Annotated in this window: 18 protein-coding genes, 2 pseudogenes and 2 riboswitches; of the genes and pseudogenes, 18 read left to right on the forward strand and 2 right to left on the reverse strand. The window is 42.0% G+C overall.

Features of this window, described 5'->3' with window-relative positions; translation table 11 throughout:
• Nucleotides 1-82 precede the first annotated feature (82 nt).
• A riboswitch (glycine riboswitch) is annotated at nucleotides 83-173 on the forward strand.
• Between the two features lie 3 nt (nucleotides 174-176).
• A riboswitch (glycine riboswitch) is annotated at nucleotides 177-259 on the forward strand.
• Between the two features lie 86 nt (nucleotides 260-345).
• From gcvT to gcvPB, 3 genes are read left to right on the forward strand one after another with little or no spacing between them, the layout of a single operon-like run.
• Nucleotides 346-1,449 carry a glycine cleavage system aminomethyltransferase GcvT gene (gcvT, locus tag ACFPOH_RS00400; protein WP_390308551.1) on the forward strand — a complete coding sequence of 368 codons (1,104 nt, stop codon included), beginning with the start codon at nucleotides 346-348 and terminating at the stop codon, nucleotides 1,447-1,449.
• Between the two features lie 17 nt (nucleotides 1,450-1,466).
• Nucleotides 1,467-2,813 carry an aminomethyl-transferring glycine dehydrogenase subunit GcvPA gene (gcvPA, locus tag ACFPOH_RS00405; RefSeq protein WP_342469558.1) on the forward strand — a complete coding sequence of 449 codons (1,347 nt, stop codon included), beginning with the start codon at nucleotides 1,467-1,469 and terminating at the stop codon, nucleotides 2,811-2,813.
• The gene (gene gcvPB, locus ACFPOH_RS00410; RefSeq protein WP_342469557.1) at nucleotides 2,806-4,269 is read left to right on the forward strand and encodes an aminomethyl-transferring glycine dehydrogenase subunit GcvPB; all 1,464 of its coding nucleotides are present in this window, start codon (nucleotides 2,806-2,808) and stop codon (nucleotides 4,267-4,269) included. Before gcvPA ends, gcvPB begins: the two co-directional genes overlap by 8 nt.
• A gap of 129 nt (nucleotides 4,270-4,398) precedes the next feature.
• Here gcvPB and ACFPOH_RS00415 read toward each other — a convergent pair whose 3' ends face one another.
• Entirely contained in the window at nucleotides 4,399-4,785 is a 387-nt protein-coding gene (locus ACFPOH_RS00415) for a rhodanese-like domain-containing protein (protein ID WP_342469556.1), read from the reverse strand.
• 102 nt (nucleotides 4,786-4,887) lie between these two features.
• Between ACFPOH_RS00415 and ACFPOH_RS00420 the strand changes: the two genes are divergently transcribed.
• The 4 genes and pseudogenes from ACFPOH_RS00420 (at nucleotide 4,888) to ACFPOH_RS00435 (ending at nucleotide 10,822) form a co-directional block, all read left to right on the forward strand.
• On the forward strand, nucleotides 4,888-5,718 hold the full coding sequence (locus tag ACFPOH_RS00420) for a lipoate--protein ligase family protein (RefSeq protein WP_342469555.1): 831 nt from the start codon (nucleotides 4,888-4,890) through the stop codon (nucleotides 5,716-5,718).
• A 254-nt stretch (nucleotides 5,719-5,972) separates the two neighbouring features.
• A pseudogene (locus tag ACFPOH_RS00425) lies at nucleotides 5,973-6,758 on the forward strand (ribonucleotide reductase N-terminal alpha domain-containing protein); the annotation flags it as partial.
• Between the two features lie 537 nt (nucleotides 6,759-7,295).
• Nucleotides 7,296-9,080: pseudogene (locus ACFPOH_RS00430) on the forward strand (vitamin B12-dependent ribonucleotide reductase); the annotation flags it as partial.
• 371 nt (nucleotides 9,081-9,451) lie between these two features.
• The gene (locus ACFPOH_RS00435; protein ID WP_342581328.1) at nucleotides 9,452-10,822 is read left to right on the forward strand and encodes an FAD-binding oxidoreductase; all 1,371 of its coding nucleotides are present in this window, start codon (nucleotides 9,452-9,454) and stop codon (nucleotides 10,820-10,822) included.
• 84 nt (nucleotides 10,823-10,906) lie between these two features.
• On the opposite strand, the gene ACFPOH_RS00440 is transcribed toward ACFPOH_RS00435, so the two are convergent.
• Nucleotides 10,907-11,839: a DUF1385 domain-containing protein gene (locus tag ACFPOH_RS00440; protein WP_342581329.1), complete on the reverse strand. Its 933-nt coding sequence runs from the start codon at nucleotides 11,837-11,839 to the stop codon at nucleotides 10,907-10,909.
• A gap of 132 nt (nucleotides 11,840-11,971) precedes the next feature.
• Between ACFPOH_RS00440 and ACFPOH_RS00445 the strand changes: the two genes are divergently transcribed.
• The 11 genes from ACFPOH_RS00445 to accC all read left to right on the forward strand — a co-directional run bounded on the left by ACFPOH_RS00445 (nucleotide 11,972) and on the right by accC (nucleotide 19,445).
• The gene (locus tag ACFPOH_RS00445; RefSeq protein WP_342469551.1) at nucleotides 11,972-12,424 is read left to right on the forward strand and encodes a hypothetical protein; all 453 of its coding nucleotides are present in this window, start codon (nucleotides 11,972-11,974) and stop codon (nucleotides 12,422-12,424) included.
• Nucleotides 12,425-12,459: 35 nt separating this feature from the next.
• On the forward strand, nucleotides 12,460-12,888 hold the full coding sequence (gene aroQ / locus ACFPOH_RS00450; RefSeq protein ID WP_342469550.1) for a type II 3-dehydroquinate dehydratase: 429 nt from the start codon (nucleotides 12,460-12,462) through the stop codon (nucleotides 12,886-12,888).
• A 14-nt stretch (nucleotides 12,889-12,902) separates the two neighbouring features.
• Entirely contained in the window at nucleotides 12,903-13,964 is a 1,062-nt protein-coding gene (locus ACFPOH_RS00455; protein WP_390308552.1) for a M24 family metallopeptidase, read from the forward strand.
• Nucleotides 13,965-13,980: 16 nt separating this feature from the next.
• The gene (efp, locus tag ACFPOH_RS00460) at nucleotides 13,981-14,541 is read left to right on the forward strand and encodes an elongation factor P (protein WP_342469548.1); all 561 of its coding nucleotides are present in this window, start codon (nucleotides 13,981-13,983) and stop codon (nucleotides 14,539-14,541) included.
• Nucleotides 14,542-14,698: 157 nt separating this feature from the next.
• Nucleotides 14,699-14,902: a hypothetical protein gene (locus ACFPOH_RS00465; protein ID WP_016837737.1), complete on the forward strand. Its 204-nt coding sequence runs from the start codon at nucleotides 14,699-14,701 to the stop codon at nucleotides 14,900-14,902.
• A 3-nt stretch (nucleotides 14,903-14,905) separates the two neighbouring features.
• A complete protein-coding gene (locus ACFPOH_RS00470; RefSeq protein WP_342469547.1) occupies nucleotides 14,906-15,283 on the forward strand; it encodes a hypothetical protein in 378 nt (125 codons plus the stop codon).
• Between the two features lie 11 nt (nucleotides 15,284-15,294).
• Nucleotides 15,295-16,206, forward strand: coding sequence for a stage III sporulation protein AE (locus ACFPOH_RS00475; RefSeq protein WP_342581333.1), 912 nt, complete (start codon nucleotides 15,295-15,297; stop codon nucleotides 16,204-16,206).
• A gap of 204 nt (nucleotides 16,207-16,410) precedes the next feature.
• Nucleotides 16,411-16,812 (forward strand): hypothetical protein, encoded by a 402-nt coding sequence (locus tag ACFPOH_RS00480; protein ID WP_342581334.1) that lies wholly within the window; start codon nucleotides 16,411-16,413, stop codon nucleotides 16,810-16,812.
• Entirely contained in the window at nucleotides 16,809-17,348 is a 540-nt protein-coding gene (locus ACFPOH_RS00485; RefSeq protein WP_342469543.1) for a SpoIIIAH-like family protein, read from the forward strand. Before ACFPOH_RS00480 ends, ACFPOH_RS00485 begins: the two co-directional genes overlap by 4 nt.
• 178 nt (nucleotides 17,349-17,526) lie before the next feature.
• Nucleotides 17,527-18,057: an acetyl-CoA carboxylase biotin carboxyl carrier protein gene (accB, locus tag ACFPOH_RS00490; protein WP_390308554.1), complete on the forward strand. Its 531-nt coding sequence runs from the start codon at nucleotides 17,527-17,529 to the stop codon at nucleotides 18,055-18,057.
• Nucleotides 18,058-18,068: 11 nt separating this feature from the next.
• Complete coding sequence (accC, locus tag ACFPOH_RS00495; protein ID WP_342469541.1) at nucleotides 18,069-19,445, forward strand: acetyl-CoA carboxylase biotin carboxylase subunit; 1,377 nt, start codon at nucleotides 18,069-18,071, stop codon at nucleotides 19,443-19,445.
• Nucleotides 19,446-19,535: the final 90 nt, after the last annotated feature.

The raw sequence follows: 19,535 nt of genomic DNA on the forward strand, positions 1-19,535 counted from the left end.
TTTAAAAAAATGTTGCCTTACATCCTGTTCAATGTTAGGATATTGGCAAAGATATAATGATTGTTCAACTTGATAATGGCGGATGATTGTGCGGGGAGAGAACGTGTTTACGTCGCCGAAGGAGCAAGTAGGGGAACTATGAATCTCTCAGGCAAAAAGACTCGTACGGGACGCAACTCTGGAGAGCGCTGATTTTTCAGCCACCCAAGGGGAAAGCCTGCTTTTACAGTAGGTGTAACTTTCAGGTGAAAGGACAGAGAATTCCTAAAACAAGGGGATTTTCTGTCCTTTTTTACCTATATTAATTAATGAGCTTTTAAAGAGGATCCAGTAAAGGGAGGTTTCTTGATGGGAGAATTAAAAAGAACACCATTATTTGACGAGTATGCCAAATATGGTGCGAAAACCATTGACTTTGGAGGATGGGAACTGCCTGTCCAATTTTCATCGATCAAAGAAGAACATGAAGCTGTAAGAAAACGAGCAGGACTATTTGACGTATCCCATATGGGAGAAATCATTGTCGAAGGGAAAGATGCGCTCGGGTTCCTGCAAAAAATATTATCCAATGACATCTCAAAAATTCCTGTAGGTGGCGCACAATACAATGTAATGTGCTATGAAAATGGCGGGGTTGTTGATGATTTAATCGTATACAACCTTGGAAATGATCAGTATCTGCTTGTAGTGAATGCTGCGAATATTGAGAAAGATTTTGAATGGCTGAAAAAGCATGCCCAAGGCGAAGTGGATATTACAAACAAATCCGATGAATATGCCATGATTGCTCTTCAAGGGCCGCTTTCAGAAAAAATATTGCAAACATTGACGGAGGAAGAGTTGAAAGAAATAAAACCATTCCATTTCAAAGCTTCCGCAACGGTTGGCGGCTATCCGGTATTGCTTTCCCGCAGCGGTTATACAGGAGAAGACGGGTTTGAACTATATGGGGAGCCGAAAGCGATTGTGGCACTGTGGCATAAAATTTTAGGGGCCGGAAAAGAGGATGGACTCATTCCGTGTGGTCTTGGCGCCCGTGACACATTGCGCTTTGAAGCATGTCTGCCGCTTTATGGGCAAGAATTATCTGAATCCATCTCACCTCTTGAAGCAGGCATCGGCTTTGCGGTGAAACTTCAAAAAGAGTCGGATTTTATCGGCAAGGAAGCGCTGATCAAACAAAAGGAACAAGGGCTTTCAAGAAAACTTGTCGGCATTGAAATGATTGAAAAAGGAATTCCTCGCCATGGCTATAAAGTCTTTAAAGGTGACGCAGAAATCGGCGTTGTAACAACCGGAACACAAGTACCTTCCACAAAACGGAATTTGGGATTAGCCCTGTTGGATAGCCAATATGCTGATGTGGGCACAGAAGTGGATGTGGAAATCCGGAATAAGAAGGTAAAAGCGCAAGTGGTGCCGAAACCTTTTTATAAACGGGAAAAATAATTAATGGAGGTCAAAAAATGAAGCATCGATATCTTCCAATGACGGAACAGGACAAACAGGAAATGCTCGCTACCATTGGAGTGGAAAGCATTGACGATTTATTTGCGGACATTCCAGAAGAGGTGCGTTTTAAAGGGCTTTACAATATTAAAGAGGCAGTATCTGAATCTGAATTATTGAAAGAACTGAAAGCATTAGCAGATAAAAATACGAATACGGAATCAGCTGTTTCATTTTTGGGCGCAGGTGTATACAATCACTATAAACCTGCCATTGTTGATCATGTCATTTCCCGTTCGGAATTCTATACCGCTTATACGCCATATCAACCGGAAATTTCACAAGGGGAATTACAGGCAATTTTTGAATTCCAGACAATGATTGCGGAATTGACGGGAATGGATTTGGCCAACTCGTCCATGTATGATGGGGGAACGGCTCTTGCAGAGGCGGGAATGCTTGCCGCCGGTTCCACTAGACGGAAAAAACTTTTAGTGTCTGAAGCTATTCATCCGGAATACCGTGAAGTCGTGAAAACTTATGCCTATGGCCAATCCATTGAAGTGGTGACAGTGCCAACCAAGGATGGCGTCACAGATATTGAAGCGTTGAAAGAATTGATCGATGAACAAACAGCCGCGATTATGGTGCAATATCCAAACTTCTTCGGCCAAATTGAAGACATTAAAAAAATTGGCGAAATGGCCCATGAAGCGAAAGGATTATTCATTGTATCAGCCAACCCGCTGGCATTAGGCGTTTTAACACCTCCTGGAAAATTGGGTGCGGATATTACGGTTGGAGATGTGCAACCGTTCGGAATTCCTGAAAGTTTCGGAGGGCCGCATTGCGGTTATTTTGCCACAACGTCAAAATTAATGCGCAAAGTTCCTGGACGTTTGGTCGGACAAACGGTGGACCAGGACGGACGGCGCGGTTTCGTGTTGACGTTGCAAGCCCGTGAACAACATATTCGCCGGGAAAAAGCGACTTCAAATATCTGTTCCAACCAAGCCTTGCTTGCCCTTGCCGCTTCTGTTGCCATGACGGCTTTAGGCAAACGCGGCATCCAAGAGATGGCGAAGCAAAATATTGTAAAAACTCGTTATGCAAAAACGGCATTTGAGAAAGCAGGATTCACGGTTCCGTTCCAAGGGGCTCATTTTAACGAAATCGTTGTGAAAGTGAATAAGCCGGTGAGTGAGATCAATCAAAAATTATTGGAAAAAGGCATCATTGGCGGCTATGATTTGGGCCGCGACTATCCGCATCTTGAGAACCATGTACTGATTGCCGTAACAGAATTGCGTACGAAAGAAGAAATTGACCAACTCGTGCAAGAAATGGGGGCTTACAATGCATAACGAAAATCAACCGCTCATTTTTGAATTATCAAAAGAAGGCCGCATCGGTTACAGCTTGCCGGAATTGGATGTGCCCGAAGTGGAATTATCCGAATTGATTCCGCAAGAATATTTGCGTGAAGAGCCGGCCGAGCTTCCGGAAGTGTCTGAATTGGATATTATGCGCCACTACACTGCGCTGTCCCGCCGCAATCATGGTGTGGATTCCGGGTTTTATCCGCTGGGCTCATGCACAATGAAATACAATCCGAAAATAAACGAAGAAGTTGCCCGTTTCTCCGGATTTGCAAACATTCATCCATTGCAGGATGAATCTACAGTGCAAGGGGCAATGGAATTGATGTATGAACTGCAAACGGCTTTAAAAGAAATTACCGGCATGGATGAAGTGACATTGCAACCTGCTGCCGGCGCCCATGGTGAATGGACGGCGTTGATGTTGATCCGTGCCTATCATGAAGCGAATGGGGAAGGGCACCGGAACAAAGTGATTGTACCGGACTCTGCCCATGGTACGAACCCTGCCAGCGCTGCAGTTGCCGGATTCGAAATCATTACGGTGAAATCCGATGAAAACGGATTGGTCGATTTGGAAGATTTGCGCCGTGTCGTCAGGGAAGATACAGCGGCTCTCATGTTGACAAATCCGAACACGCTCGGTTTGTTTGAAGAACATATTGTCGAGATTGCCGAAATTGTTCATAGCGTCGGCGGGAAAGTATACTATGATGGAGCCAACTTGAATGCGGTTATGTCCAAAGCGCGCCCTGGCGATATGGGATTTGACTGCGTTCACTTGAACTTGCATAAAACCTTTACTGGCCCGCACGGCGGGGGAGGTCCAGGCTCCGGTCCGGTTGGCGTGAAAAAAGATCTAATCCCATTCTTGCCAAAACCGGTGCTTGTGAAAAAAGAAGATGGCACGTTCCATTTCGATTACGACCGTCCGCAATCCATCGGCCGGGTTAAACCATTCTACGGCAACTTCGGCATCAATGTGCGTGCCTATGCGTATATTCGCTCCATGGGTCCGGAAGGATTAAAATTGGTGACAGAGTATGCCGTATTAAATGCGAATTACATGATGAGAAGACTTTCGCCATATTTCGACCTGCCATATGATCGCCATTGCAAACATGAATTCGTTCTATCCGGACGCCGTCAGAAAAAACTGGGTGTCCGCACGTTGGATATTGCGAAACGTCTTCTTGATTTCGGCTACCATCCACCGACAATCTACTTCCCGTTGATTGTGGAAGAAGGAATGATGATTGAGCCGACGGAAACCGAATCAAAGGAAACGTTGGATGCTTTCTGTGATGCGCTGATTCAAATTGCAAAAGAAGCGGAGGAGAATCCTTCGATCGTTCAAGAAGCACCGCATACAACGGTTGTAAGCCGCCTGGATGAAACGCAGGCTGCAAGACATCCGGTTTTGCGTTATCAAAAGCAATAATAAAAAAATATCCATGAGGGCTTGACCTCATGGATATTTTTATTGAGAGATTTTGAAAAATAAAAATGGCAAAAAGTTATCATTAAAAATTTTTAAAAGTTAAACGAAATAGAAATTAAGTACAAAATTTTAATTTTTCGTTTTCACTTTTCCTGTCCAAGTTTTAAAACCGCCTTGAAGTTGATAAAGCTGGTTATAGCCCTTTTTCTTCAGGAAAAGCGCTGCCCGTGAACTTCTCGTCATATTTTGGCAATATAAATATACAGGAAGATCCGGACGAATTTCTTTGTAACGTTGACGCAATTGGGTGAAAGGAATGTTGCGTGCTCCCAGGATATGTCCCGATTCGAATTCCTTCGCTTCCCGAACATCAATCAGTTGGGCTTTGCGGTATCCTTTGATGAATTCCTCCTGCGTCAAATTTGTGACAGCCTTTTTCAAACGGAATGAGCTGACAACCACATAGATAATGATGACTCCTAGAATGATTGCAATTGTATATAATACTGTCGCCACTTCAAAATTTCTCCTTTCTATTTACATAGAACATTATAAATAAGAAAGTGGCATTCGTCCATTCAGTTTGATACAATGAGAAAGTTGTGAGGTGGGAAACGAATGAAAACGAAATGGTATTTTATTAATTCAGGACCATGCAGTCCGTCTTATAATATGGCATTGGACGAAGCGTTGCTTGATTTTCACAGCAAAAATGAAATCCCGCCGGTGATCCGGTTTTATCAATGGAATCCGCCGACACTTTCCATCGGTTATTTCCAAAAAGCGAAGGACATCAATTTGGAAGCGTTGGAAGAACAGAATATCGGGTTTGTCCGAAGACCGACTGGCGGACGGGCCGTATTGCACGACAGCGAATTGACGTACAGCATCATCGTGACGGAGCAATATCCGAACCTGCCTGAAACCGTAACAGAAGCTTACCGTTTTTTGAGCGAAGGTTTGTTGAAAGGGTTCCACAATTTGGGATTGGATGCTTATTTCAGCATCCCTGATACGGAAGAAAAACAAGATGCATTGAAAAAGCCGAAAAGTGCCGTTTGTTTCGATGCGCCTAGTTGGTATGAACTTGTTGTGGAAGGGAAAAAAGTCGCCGGAAGTGCGCAAACTAGACAAAAGGGCGTCGTTTTGCAGCACGGTGCGATTTTATTGGATCTCGATGAGGACAAGCTGTTGTCCCTGTTCAATTTCCCTTCCGAAGAGGCAAAAGAGCGGATGCGCAAACAATTGCCGGAAAGAGCCGTTGCAATCAACCGTTTAACAACACGGCGCATCACCATTGAGGAATGCATCCATGCCTTCAAAAAAGGTTTTGAAGAAGCTTTGCAAATAGAATTGATCCCATATGAACTGACTGAAGAACAAAAGGGATATGTGAGAAAATTGGAAGAAGAAAAGTATGCAAATGATGAATGGAATTTTAGAAAGTAATCAAAAATTATCCTTCAAAAAATGTGATTAAAATTTAATATTCCGCTACAAACATAGAAATTTCTAGGATTCATAGAAATTATTATTTGTCAACCCCTTGAATCGATTTTGGTTATGAGGTAATCTTTTCTAAGTAGCAGAACGAAACAATATATTGTATGTTCGTTTTGTTGGACATACAATATATTGTGTTTTATTGTTTTTATATAGGGTAATGATAGTTAAATTATATATGTGCTAAGGGAGGCTGGCAGATGGTAATGATAGATTCGTATACGACCATCCTCATTGATCAATTGAACAAAGATATTGAACAATTCCCGCAAGTTCACCCGATTACGCCGGACATGCATGTGACGCATAAAGGTGTTTCGAGACTTGTCATGATTGACCGATATTCCTTCAAGGATACGGAAAAAAAGACGTTAAAACCAGGCGATTTTGTTGTATTAACCATTAAGGAAGATCCAAAATTTCCAGCCCGCGGTTTAGGTTATATCCAATCAATCGATTGGAAAGAAAATAAAGCGGAAATTTTGATTGAAGAAGAGTACCGAAATGTGCTCGATGATCCGAAAGAACAAGAAACGGGCATCATTGTTCGATCCCTTGATATCATAGAAAAACCCCTTGAAATTTTTTATGAACAAATCGCGAAACGAAACGCAACCGGTTTGGCTGCCGTTGAGGAAACAGAAGAAAAACGCAGCGAATGGTTCCAAAAATTTTATGAGCAATTGGCTTCTTTAAAATTTGTGCCAGCTGGACGTGTTCTTTACGGTGCAGGATCCGGAAAACAAGTTACATATTTCAACTGCTATGTGATGCCTTTCGTTCCTGACAGCCGTGAAGGAATCAGCGAACATCGCAAAAAAGTTATGGAAATTATGAGCCGGGGCGGCGGTGTCGGTACGAACGGTTCAACACTAAGACCGCGCAACACACTTGCAAGAGGGGTTAACGGAAGATCGAGCGGTTCTGTATCATGGCTTGATGACATTGCGAAATTGACCCATCTTGTTGAACAAGGTGGATCCCGTTAAGACCATGGCGGGATTAAAATCTCGTGAATTGCTGGAACACCCTTAGAGCCTTGCACACCACAACGTAGCTGGCAACGGCAAGCGTGATGGTTTGAAAAGGGCAAGGATTGGGCAATCAGCAGCGAAGCATCTCTGGAAACGGAGATGAACGTTCAACGACTATTGAAATTTCCTACGGCACTCCAAACAATAATAAAAAGTATCTAATACAAGGTGGTACTTATAATGGGTGCTATGGAAAGAGTAAACCATAATCGACGGCAACGTGGTTATGGGGCACGAGACAAAGAGGAAAAAATCATACGGCTATGCTAAAAATGTCAATGCAATAACACCAAAACAAGGTTGTTATGAATTATGCATTAGTAGTATCAAGGATCTCAAAGCAATTTATAAAAAACTTTATGAATATGGAGACCTGAAACTTTATCGTAAATATGAAGAATTTTCCTCTTTGATGATATAGTCTGATCTCATGCGAAAGCATGAGAGGATGGCAGAAATGACCATCCCCGTTCATGATGAACGAGTAACAACCAGCGTGGAGCCCAAATGATTATGCTTGCCGACTGGCATCCGGATATTGTGGAATTCATCATTTCCAAAATGCAAAATCCGCGCATTTTGCGTTATTTGATTGAAAACATGGAAGATGAATCCATCATTCGCCATGCAAAAGAAAAATTGAAATTCACGCCATTGACTCCTCTTGAAGAAGCAATGTACCAAGGAATTGTCAACTACAAAAACATCCCCGGCTTGGGAGGATTCAGCGAGGCGGTCATCAAAGAAGCGGAAGCGAAATTGCGCGATGGCGGAACATACAGCGTACACAATCCGGACTTCTTAACAGGAGCGAACATCTCCGTCACAATTACCAATGATTTTATGGAAGCGGTGGAAAAAGACGAAGAATATCCGCTTCGATTCCCGGATGTGGAAACATATACGCCGGAAGAAATGGCCATCTACAATGAAAAATGGCATAAAATCGGGGACGTGAGAGAGTGGGAAGCTCTCGGTTACCGGGTGCGCACTTACCGGAAAATCCGCGCGAGAGAGCTTTGGAAACTCATCAACATTTGTGCGACTTATGCAGCTGAGCCTGGCATTTTCTTCATTGATAATGCAAATGAAATGACGAATGCCCGCGCTTACGGCCAAAAAGTGGTGGCAACAAATCCATGCGGTGAACAGCCACTGGCGCCATATTCCGTATGTAACTTGGCGGCCATCAATTTGGCGAACTTTGCATTGAAAGACCAAAAAACAGTCGATTTTGAAGCGTTGAAAGAAACGGTGCGTGTCGGCGTCCGCATGCAAGACAACGTCATCGATGCAACGCCGTATTTCCTTGAAGAAAACCGCAAACAGGCTCTTGGAGAGCGACGTGTCGGTCTGGGTGTAATGGGACTCGCTGATTTGCTCATTTACTGTGAAAAAGAATACGGTTCAAAAGAAGGAAATGAGCTGGTTGATAAAGTGTTCGAAACGATTGCAACAACCGCTTATGAAACCTCCATTGAACTGGCAAAAGAACGTGGCAGCTTCCCATTCTTGGTAGGAGAGACGGAAGAAGAAACAAAACGTTTACGAGAAGCTTTCATCAATACAGGCTACATGAAACGCATGCCTGAACATATTCGTCAAGGGGTGCTCGAACACGGCATCCGCAATTCCCACCTGCTTACGGTTGCGCCAACCGGATCAACAGGTACAATGGTGGGAGTGGCAACCGGTTTGGAACCTTACTTCTCCTTCACTTACTATCGTTCCGGCCGTTTAGGAAAATTCATCGAAGTGAAGGCGGAAATCGTCCAAGAATACTTGAGAGCGCATCCTGAAGTAGATGAACACAATTTGCCGCATTGGTTTGTGACGGCAATGGATTTGACACCGGAAGCTCACGCGGATGTGCAATGCATCATCCAACGTTGGGTGGATTCGTCCATCTCCAAAACGGTGAACGCGCCAAAAGGATATACGGTGGAACAAGTGCAAAAAGTGTACGAACGCCTATACAAAGGTGGAGCCAAAGGCGGAACGGTTTACGTGGATGGCAGCCGTGATTCCCAAGTATTGACATTAAAAGCGGAAATGACGCATGAAGAACAGTTAACATTTGAGGAATTGGAAGACGAAAAAATTGAAAAACCGGTTGTGCTAGTTGAAACGATTGCGCCGCTTCAACAAACAAATGTGAATATCGGTTCGGAAGTGGGCGATACATGCCCTGTCTGCCGTCAAGGTACGGTGGAAGAAATTGGTGGATGCAACACATGTACCGTTTGTGGCGCCCAATTGAAATGTGGATTGTAATAACTTGAATCATTAGAAAAAACTCCAAGATATAAATCCCCCTTTAGATTTCAATGGTCTAAAGGTGGATTTTTATGTTTAAAAAACAAAAGCAAAGATGGACTTTTTAGACAAGCCCTTTTTTTATTGAAAACTTCTCCAATCATCACGACTTGGTCCGGTTTTGTAATAGCTTTTACCTGGTTTATCGTTTGCAGGAATCCAAGTGTACTGATTGAGTATATTTTTCTTCCTTATCCTCCAATTATTTGCTGATCATAAGGGGTTTTTCGGCAAAAATTTTTTTAAAAAAGTTTTTAATTTTTTCATATCATTTTATTTCCACAAAAAGTTTATTTGTGATAAAACTAGTTTACAAGGGAGGAAATAATATGAAAGATTATAAAGAAATCGAACGGCAACTGCTCACCTTTTTATCGAAAGAACAAGTGACGACCAATGAAACGGTTCGGCAACTCCATGGTCAAGATGAGTCTTACCACACCCCGGCTTTGCCTGACATTGTAGTGTTTCCTCATACGACGGAAGAAGTGAGCAAAATTTTAAAAATCGCCAATGCATACGAGGTGCCTGTGACACCTTTTGGGGCAGGTTCCAGTTTGGAAGGACATGTGATTCCGTATGAAGGCGGCATTTCCATCGACTTCAATGAAATGAACCAAATACTTGAAATTGATCCGGAGAGCTTCATTGTCCGGGTGCAACCAGGTGTTCGGCGTTTGCAATTGAATAAGGAATTGAAAAAGTACGGTTTATTTTTCTCCGTGGATCCGGGTGCGGATGCAACATTGGGCGGAATGGCCGCAACGAATGCCAGCGGAACAACGGCCGTAAAATACGGGGTCATGCGTGATCAAGTCTTGGATTTGGAAGTGGTGCTGGCAAACGGCGACATCATCCACACAGGCAGCAAAGCGAGAAAATCCTCTTCCGGCTTACATTTGAATGGTCTCTTTGTGGGCTCGGAAGGAACTTTGGGTTGCATTACGGAACTTACATTAAAAGTGTACGGCATCCCTGAGTTTGAAGTGGCTGGCCGGGCGGTGTTCAAATCCACTCATGAAGCGGTGCAAGCAGTGACAGCTCTCAAACAGGCAGGCATTCCAATTGGACGGGTGGAATTCGTCGATGCGGAATCCATCCAAGTGGTGAATAAACACAGCGAAACCAATTATGTAGAAGCGCCGACTCTATTTTTAGAGTTCCAAGGTAATGAAGCGGGCCTTCAAAGCGATATCGAATTTGCCAAAGAAGTGTTGAAAGAATATGACTGCGAAGAGATTCAATTTGAAAAGGATACGGCGGCACGGAACACGTTGTGGCATGCACGGCATAATTTGGCTTATGCTTACAAACATGCCTTTCCTGGCCGCAAGCTCATGACGACGGACGTTTGCGTGCCGATCAATGAACTCGCAAACAGCATCGATTACGCCCGTTCTTTATTAAAAGAGTTGAACATTCACGGCGGTTTATTGGGCCATGTGGGCGATGGCAACTATCATGCATGCATTATGATTGATCTTGATGATGAAGAAGAAGTAGCCCGGGCGAAACAATTCAATGAATTGATTGTAACGGATGCCATCAAACGCGGCGGTACATGCACGGGGGAACATGGTGTTGGGGTTGGCAAAAAAATTTATCAGGAGATGGAACATAAAAATGCGTTGCAAGTGATGCGCGCGATCAAACAGGCGCTCGATCCGAAAGGCATTTTGAATCCAGGAAAACTTTTATAAAGTTTTTCATCTGATAAGCAGCAAATCACTTGATATATTAAAAGGCTTAGAAGCGGAGGAATTTCAGCTTCTAAGCCTTTTTTATCAATCATGATGCAACTGCATCGCGATTTCCGGATTTTTTTCTATTTCGTGGAGTTTTTTGAATGAAGCGATGGATACTTCCACCATTTCATCTTCCGGTTCTTTCGTCGTCAATAACTGCAACCATAATCCAGGGTAGCCCAAATAGCGCAATACCGGAATTTCCCTTAAAGAATTCGTAAATTGCAATACTTCATAAGAAACGCCCAAAACGACAGGGATCAACAAGATTCGGATGACCACCCGGAACCATAATGGGTCGACAGGGAAGAACAAATAAATGAACATCCCGATAATGACCGTAAATAAAATGAAGCTGGAGCCGCAACGGTAATGCAGTCTGGATTGTTTTTGGACGTTTTCAACCGTCAATTCAAGCCCGTTTTCATAACAATTGATGACTTTGTGTTCCGCTCCATGGTATTGGAACACCCGGCGAATAATCGGCGTTAATGAGATCAAATATAAATAAAGGAGAAGCAAAACGAGTTTAATGCCCGTTTCCAAAAAGATTTGCGGATATTTTCCCGAAATCCATGGCGAAAACAATTCAGCCAGAAATACTGGAACTAATGTAAAAACAAATTTGCCGAATAAAAATGAGAGAACTCCGACAATGGCTACGCCAAAAATCATTTCCAGTTTTGAAAATTCCTGGCCTTCCTGCTCTTCCCCCGGTTCCACATCATAACGGTCACTGGAGAATTGCAAATGTTTCGAACCGATTCCTGCCGATTCAATGATGGCGATATTCCCCCGAATTAACGGGATTTTTTTCAATTTTTGCATCCAAGGTTTTGACACTTTTTTCGCATAATAATATTCAATGGATTGATCGTTCCGGCGAATGGCGGAAACGGTATGTTCTTTTCCCCCGAACATGACACCCTCCAAGAGTGCTTGTCCTCCATAAACAGGTGTTTGATTGCTCAATGCTGACACCACTCTCTAACAATATTTCTTCTACTAACTTTTTTATTGTACTAAATTTTCAGCAAATGTACTACGGTTACGCATATGTTAATTTCATATTGGCAAAAATGTATAAAAAAAGGAGTGGATAACGTGCTGTTTTTAGCATTCATTACAAGTTTATTCGGATCGATCTTTCTGACATTGAGTTTAAAGATGTTATCCTTATTCAAATTCATTGAATGGAACCCGATCGGTTTTTCGAAAAAGTATCAACTTTTTGAAGAAAGCCACCCGTTCATCAGCTGGCTTTTTCTGGCGGTGGTTATTTTCGTCGTCAATTTCATCCTGTATTTGATTATGCAATATGTTCATAATGTGCCACCGTTTATCACTTCCCTTGTCATTGGCAGCCTTTTTGCCATCATTGTGGAATGGATCATATACGATTTGCCGGCTGAATTATATTCGTTTAAAAAATTGTCCATTCCTTTCATTGTAATGGTCGTAATGACAGCAAGGTTTTTATTTGAAACAGCTTCTTTCCACCATCAAGCCCAATTGGAACGAAATAGGTTGCCGTACAAGGAGTCTATGATAAAATAAAAGTGGGATTTTTCTCTAAAAAAGGGGAAGTGTACATGAAACTATTAGTGTTAAACGGACCAAATCTGAACCGTTTGGGGAAAAGGGAGCCTGAAATATACGGAACTGAAACATTGGATGATGTAAAAGAGCGTTGTGTGAAATTGGCAAAAGAATTTGATGCGGAGATTGAGTTCAAACAGTCCAATCATGAAGGGGATCTGATTGATTGGATTCATGAAGCAGAAGATACAGGCATCGAAGGAATCGTGTTTAACCCGGGCGCTTACACCCATACGAGCATCGCATTGCGGGATGCCATTGCAAGCGTGAAGGTTCCGGTTATTGAAGTTCATATTTCCAATATACATAAAAGGGAAGAATTTCGTCACAAATCCCTGCTTGCGGCCGAATGTGTCGGCCAAATCTGTGGACTTGGAACATTCGGATATGAACTCGCATTGCGCAAGTTTCTACAAGGATAAGGAAGGATAATGTTATGAACAGGCTCGAAAAATTGAGAAAAGAACTGGAAAACCATCAAGTGGATGCATTGCTTATCACCAATCCGTACAACCGGCGTTATATGACGGGGTTTACCGGAACGAGCGGAGCAGCCATCGTATCTAAAAATGATGCGGTGTTCATTACGGATTTCCGCTATACGGAACAGGCAAAAAAACAAGTGAAAAATTTCCGCATTATTCAACAGGAAGCTTCCATACTAAAGGAAGTAGCGAAAATTGTGGATGAGTGGAAAATCAAAACATTAGCTTTTGAAAAAGATCACGTCACTTACGGAGAATATGAAGCATATCAAAAACAGCTGAATGTGGAACTTGTTCCATTATCCGGTTTAATTGAAAAAATCCGCTTGATTAAGACCGATGAAGAGATTAAGATTATAAAGGTTGCATGTGAAATTGCCGATGCCGCATTTTCACACATTTTAACATTCATTAAACCTGGCGTAACCGAGCTGGAAGTATCGAATGAGTTGGAATTTTTCATGCGCAAACAGGGTGCAACATCTTCCTCTTTCGATACCATCGTGGCGAGTGGTCTTCGAAGCGCTTTGCCTCATGGAGTAGCGACGGACAAAGTCATTGAGAAAGGTGATTTTGTCACGCTGGATTTCGGTGCCGTATATAATGGATATGTTTCAGACATCACCCGGACCATTGCCGTTGGTCAACCAAGTGCGAAATTAGTAGAAATGTATAATGTTGTATTGGAAGCACAGTTGCTGGCGCTGGAAAAAATTGGGCCGGGCATGACCGGAATTGAAGCGGACAAAATTGCGAGGGATTTCTTGACAGAGAAAGGATATGGCGAAGCTTTCGGCCATTCCACTGGTCATGGAATCGGTTTGGAGGTCCATGAAGGTCCAGCTTTGTCTTTCCGTTCGGAACAAGTATTGGAGCCGAACATGGTTGTGACCGTTGAACCGGGGGTATATTTGCCTGGCATCGGTGGAGTGCGCATAGAAGACGACATTGTCATCACCGGGACTGGTAATGAAAGATTGACTCATTCGGACAAAGAACTAATTATTTTATAATGATGGAGGAATATTCATGATTTCAGTGAACGATTTTCGTACAGGATTAACAATCATTGTAGATGGAGAATTATACCGTGTACTTGACTTCCAACACGTAAAACCTGGTAAAGGTGCCGCTTTTGTTCGCTCCAAATTGCGCAACTTACGTAATGGTAACGTAGTGGAAAAAACATTCCGCGCTGGTGAAAAAGTGGAAAAAGCGATGATTGAAAACCGCAAAATGCAATATCTATATGCCAATGGGGATGCCCATGTATTCATGGATATGGAGTCCTATGAGCAAATTGAATTAAATGCAAAACAAATCGATTATGAATTAAAATTCTTGAAAGAAAACATGGAAGTGTTCATTATGACTTATCAAGGTGAAGTCCTTGGGGTTGAACTTCCAAATACAGTTGAATTAAAAGTGGTTGAAACAGAACCGGGCATCAAAGGCGACACTGCTTCAGGCGGTTCTAAACCTGCGACTCTTGAAACGGGTCTTGTGGTGCAAGTGCCATTCTTCGTGAACGAAGGCGATATTTTAGTGATCAACACTTCTGATGGCTCTTATGTATCCCGTGCCAACTAATTGGAATTCAATCTTCTGAATGGACGCGTTGTTTGCGTCCTTTTTTTATAAATGGGTGAACGATTTTTGGACGTGTTAAATGCACGTCCATTTTTTTATGTTCATTGGTCTATTTGATTGAACAAGCTCATATATTGCTTTCACAAGGAGGAGTCAAATGGAATTACAGGATGTATTAAGGGTGGCAGGAGTAGGACTCATCATCGCACTGTTGCATGTTTTTTTTGACCAGGTAGGGAAGAAGGAATTTACATTCTATATATTTTTCATCGCATATTTATATATGGCTGCAGAACTGATCAGATTCTTACGGCTTTTCTTTGGCGAAATCATGTTATTCTTCCAGTGGTTGACAAATTGACATATGACGATTCTCATATATGCCGTAATTCTGCTACTGATTTTGCTACTGATCAAAGAAACGGTTCCGAAACTTCATTCGCTCGTTGCCATCATTTTCTTTTTTATCATCTTGCATTTTCTAATATCCAAATCTGTACTTCCATTAATTGGACAAATCCTGTCATATGTGAATTCAGTGCCCTACGTTCCTCAACTCGTCTATTCCGCCTTGTTTTATCAATTAGGGATCTTTTTTAAAATGCTCTTTGATGAACAAGAGCATGAGACGATGGGGGAATTTGTGATGTTTTCGGTCCGGATCGTACTGCTCACATATTGGGTCAGTGAATTTGCCAAAGTGTTGTCAAGCTTTTCCTCAATATTAGATAAGCTTCAATAAGGGGCTTTCACATGGATGAACTATTAAATATTTTTATCGATCCATTAAAAATTGCAGGTAAATCCATCATACTTGTCATCACTTATACCATCTTATTTCTGATTTTAGAAGCTTTTGTACCGCAATTTAAAAAATGGGGAGATACATTATTCATTGTCGTCCTCGTGTTGACACTTGGACAAACTGTGATGGAAGCGTTCAGTTTAATGGGAGATATTGTGAATATTGCGAGTGACTTCTTTTTGTCAATCACTCCAATTCTTATGTCCATCATCGTTGTGTTGAATGCGGTCTTTTCCTTCATCGCCTGGAGTCCCATTGTCGTTGCGATTTTTGATTTTTTGATTGTGTTATGTCAAAAAGTGTTGATTCCAGGAATCGTCATCGCCATGCTGCTTGATTTTTGTACGAGATTTATCGGGGAAATGTCTTTCTCCAAAGCTTCCGATTTAATCCGGGGCACGGTCATGACATTGATCACCGCATCGTTATTGTTGATGGTCGCCTTTTTATCCTTTGCAGGAGTTGCCTTTTTTACAGTGGATAAAGCGATTGCGAGTCCTGTGAAAAAAGTCATAGAACAGACGATTCCAATTGTCGGGTCATTGATTGTGGAAGGTTTTTCGATATTCCAAAAATATCAATCTGCTGCTACAACTTTCGCTGGATTCAGTGCCATGACGGCCTTTTGGATCGCCGCTTTCTATCCTGCCGGGAAGCTTTTGATTCACGCGATGACTTTTAAAATTTTGGCTGCCATTGTTGAGCCGTTTTCAGGAGGCAACATCAGCGGGTTTCTCGATGACATTGGAAAGTCGCTGCTTGTCTTGTGCGCGACAGCGATTCTGTTGGGGATTGCTTTCGTCTTCATGTGGCTCATCTTAATGATCATCTTGCAGCTAGGAGTGGGTAAAAACTTTTGATCAAAATAATCTCCATTATATTAATCGGAAAATGTTTGCTGTTACTCGCTGAAGAAAGTGAGTTTATGGTTTATGTCAAACTGGCAACCTTCTTAATAGTCATCACAACTTTGTTGGAATTTCTGAAGCTGTAAAGCATAGAGCTTGTACTTCGTTCATACAATGTTTTGAGACGTTAGGGAAAGGGGGCGCTAAGAACGTGAGGTGGAAAAGAAATGGACAAAGTTAAACATCATACTGATTCCCATTGCAGTTCTGGCGTTCATTGCGTACATTTCTGTAACGAGTGATGCATCCAGCGAGCGATATGATACTGTAACCGCAGAAGGTAGACTTGAACAAGCTTTAAGTGAGATAGAAGGCGTTGGAAAAGTAAAAGTGTATTTTCATTACGATGAAAACCCTTCAAATTCGGAGGAGACATTAAGCAACTATTTCCGTTCAAGTAACAATACCAAAACTGTATCAGGATTGCTCATTGTTTCGGAAGGAGCAAAGGATCCAAAGGTCCAAAGGCAGCTTCTTGAAACGATCAGTAAAGTCATGCAAATGCCTGCCCACAGAATTATGATTGTACCGATGGAAAGTAAAGGAGATGAAAAATGAAGGTAAAAAGAAGAACTGTATGGCTATTGACATTATTAAGTTTAGCTGCTGTGATTTCAGTGTACTACGTATTTGAACCAAATCGTAATGTGGATTTATTGACAATCTTCACTGACGACACCCTTGAAGAAACGACATTAACAAGTGTAGATGAAGAATTAACAACGCCTACAGTATCAGAAAGTCATTTGTTTGAAGATTTAAGAATGGAAATCGCCAATGAACGGAGCCAATTAAGAGAGCAGTTGACACAAAAAATCGCCTCTGATGATTTAAGTGCGGAGGAGAAAAATGAAGCCTTTAACGAAATGAACGAACTGATCAAAAAAGAATCCGCGGAAGCGATGCTTGAAATGTTGATTGAATCCCTCGGCTATTCCGATGCATTGGTGCATGTAAAAGACGATAAAGTGCAAGTGACGGTATTATCCGATGAAATCTCAAAAGCGCAAGCAGATGAAATTATTTATCTCGTTCGACAAAAAGTGGATGATATTGACAATGTTTCCGTAAGTGTCCAATCCAATTATTATTAAAAGAAAATAATGTTAATAGAATTAATGTTGTATAACAGAAGGCGCACAGTGCTTCGTTTACGTAACGAAAGCACTGTTTTTTGCGCATTTTATAGAAAAATTAAAAATATTGTTTCAAATTTTGTCGAAAGGATATAAAATGTTTATTGTACTGAAAAAAAAAGAAGGGGTGTCTATCTTGTTTAAGGTACAAGAACTTCGTGAGATTATTAAACTAGTTGACTCATCATCTCTTGACGAATTCACTTATGAAGTAGATGGTGCAAAATTGAAATTAAAGAAAAATAAAGGTGTTGTGACAGAAGTCATCGCTCCACAAGCGCCGGCTGTTGTACAACAAGCTCAAGCTCAAGCAGCACCACAACCAAAAGAAGAACCAAAAGCTGAAGCAAAAGTGGAACCTAAAAAAGAAGAAGAAAAAGCTTCTGCTCCAGCAGCAAAATCAAGCAATTTAGATGATCCAACTCTTGTTAAAATCACATCTCCAATGGTAGGTACATTCTACCGCGCTCCATCTCCGGATTCACCTCCATATGTTCAAGTAGGTGACAAAGTAGAGCCGGATACAGTGGTATGTATCGTTGAAGCCATGAAACTATTCAACGAAATCGAAGCCGAAATCAAAGGTGAAATCGTTGAAATTTTAGCGGAAAACGAACAACTTGTTGAATTCGGTCAACCACTATTCCTAGTGAAACCTGCTGAGTAAGGGGTGCCCAAATGTTAAAAAAAGTATTAATCGCTAACCGTGGTGAGATCGCGGTTCGGGTTATTCGCGCTTGTAAAGAATTAGGGATTCAAACAGTAGCTGTTTATTCCGAAGCCGATCGTGACGCTTTACACGTAAAACTTGCGGATGAAGCATATTGCATCGGTCCAAAACTATCAAAAGATTCTTATTTAAGTTTCCCGGCCATTTTAAGTGTTGCTGAAAAAACAGGTGCCGATGGAATTCACCCAGGTTATGGATTCCTTGCTGAAAACGCTGACTTTGCGGAAGCCTGTGAAAATGCGGGAATTAAATTCATCGGACCTTCATCCAAATCCATCCGCATCATGGGTATTAAAGACGTTGCCCGTGCGGAAATGCAAAAAGCCGGAGTGCCGCTCGTTCCTGGTACAGGCATTGTGCCTGATATTGAAACAGGTAAAAAATGGGCAGCTGAAATCGGCTATCCAGTCATCATTAAAGCGACTGCCGGCGGTGGCGGTAAAGGTATCCGCGTTGCCCGTACGGAAGAAGAGCTTGTAAAAGGTATTGAAATCACTCAAAAAGAAGCGCAAGCAGCTTTCGGAAACCCTGGTGTATATTTGGAAAAATACATCGAGTTCTTCCGTCACTGCGAAATCCAAGTGTTGGCGGATGCCTATGGAAACGTGATCCATCTTGGTGAACGTGACTGTACGGTACAACGCCGCATGCAAAAATTGGTTGAGGAAGCGCCATCACCTGCCCTATCTGCGGAAAGACGCGCTGAGATGGGTGAAGCGGCTGTAAAAGCGGCAATTGCCTGCAACTATGAAGGTGCCGGAACAATCGAATTTATTTACGATTATAAAGAGGACAAGTTCTACTTCATGGAAATGAATACGCGTATCCAAGTAGAACACCCGGTTACTGAATGGGTTACTGGCGTCGATTTAGTACAACAACAATTAAAAATCGCTTCCGGCGAAAAATTGGCATTAAAACAAGAGGATATTCAATTAAAAGGATGGGCAATTGAATGCCGCATCAACGCGGAAAATGCTTATAAAAACTTCATGCCATCTGCAGGGACGGTTGAAACTTATATCACTCCTGGCGGCCCTGGAGTTCGCATTGACTCTGCGGTTTATCCTGGATATACAATTCCGCCATATTATGATTCAATGGTGGCAAAATTGATCGTGCATGCGGATACACGTGAAGAAGCGATTGCCCGCATGAAACGCGCATTAAGCGAATTTGTTGTAGAAGGTCCTGGTATCAACACAACAATTCCTTTCCATTTAGCACTTATGGATAACGAAGTATTCAAATCAGGAAAATTCAATACAAAATTCCTTGAAGAGAACGATGTATTGAATGCTAAAAAAGAAACTGTGAAAAATTAATTGATTAGTGGAGCCTTCCATCGCGAAGGCTCTTTTTATTATTTGAAATATTATTTCGACAAAATTCTTCGTTTATTATCCCCACAATCC

The sequence above is a fragment of the Ureibacillus suwonensis genome (genome assembly GCF_042655065.1).
Taxonomy (GTDB): domain Bacteria; phylum Bacillota; class Bacilli; order Bacillales_A; family Planococcaceae; genus Ureibacillus; species Ureibacillus suwonensis.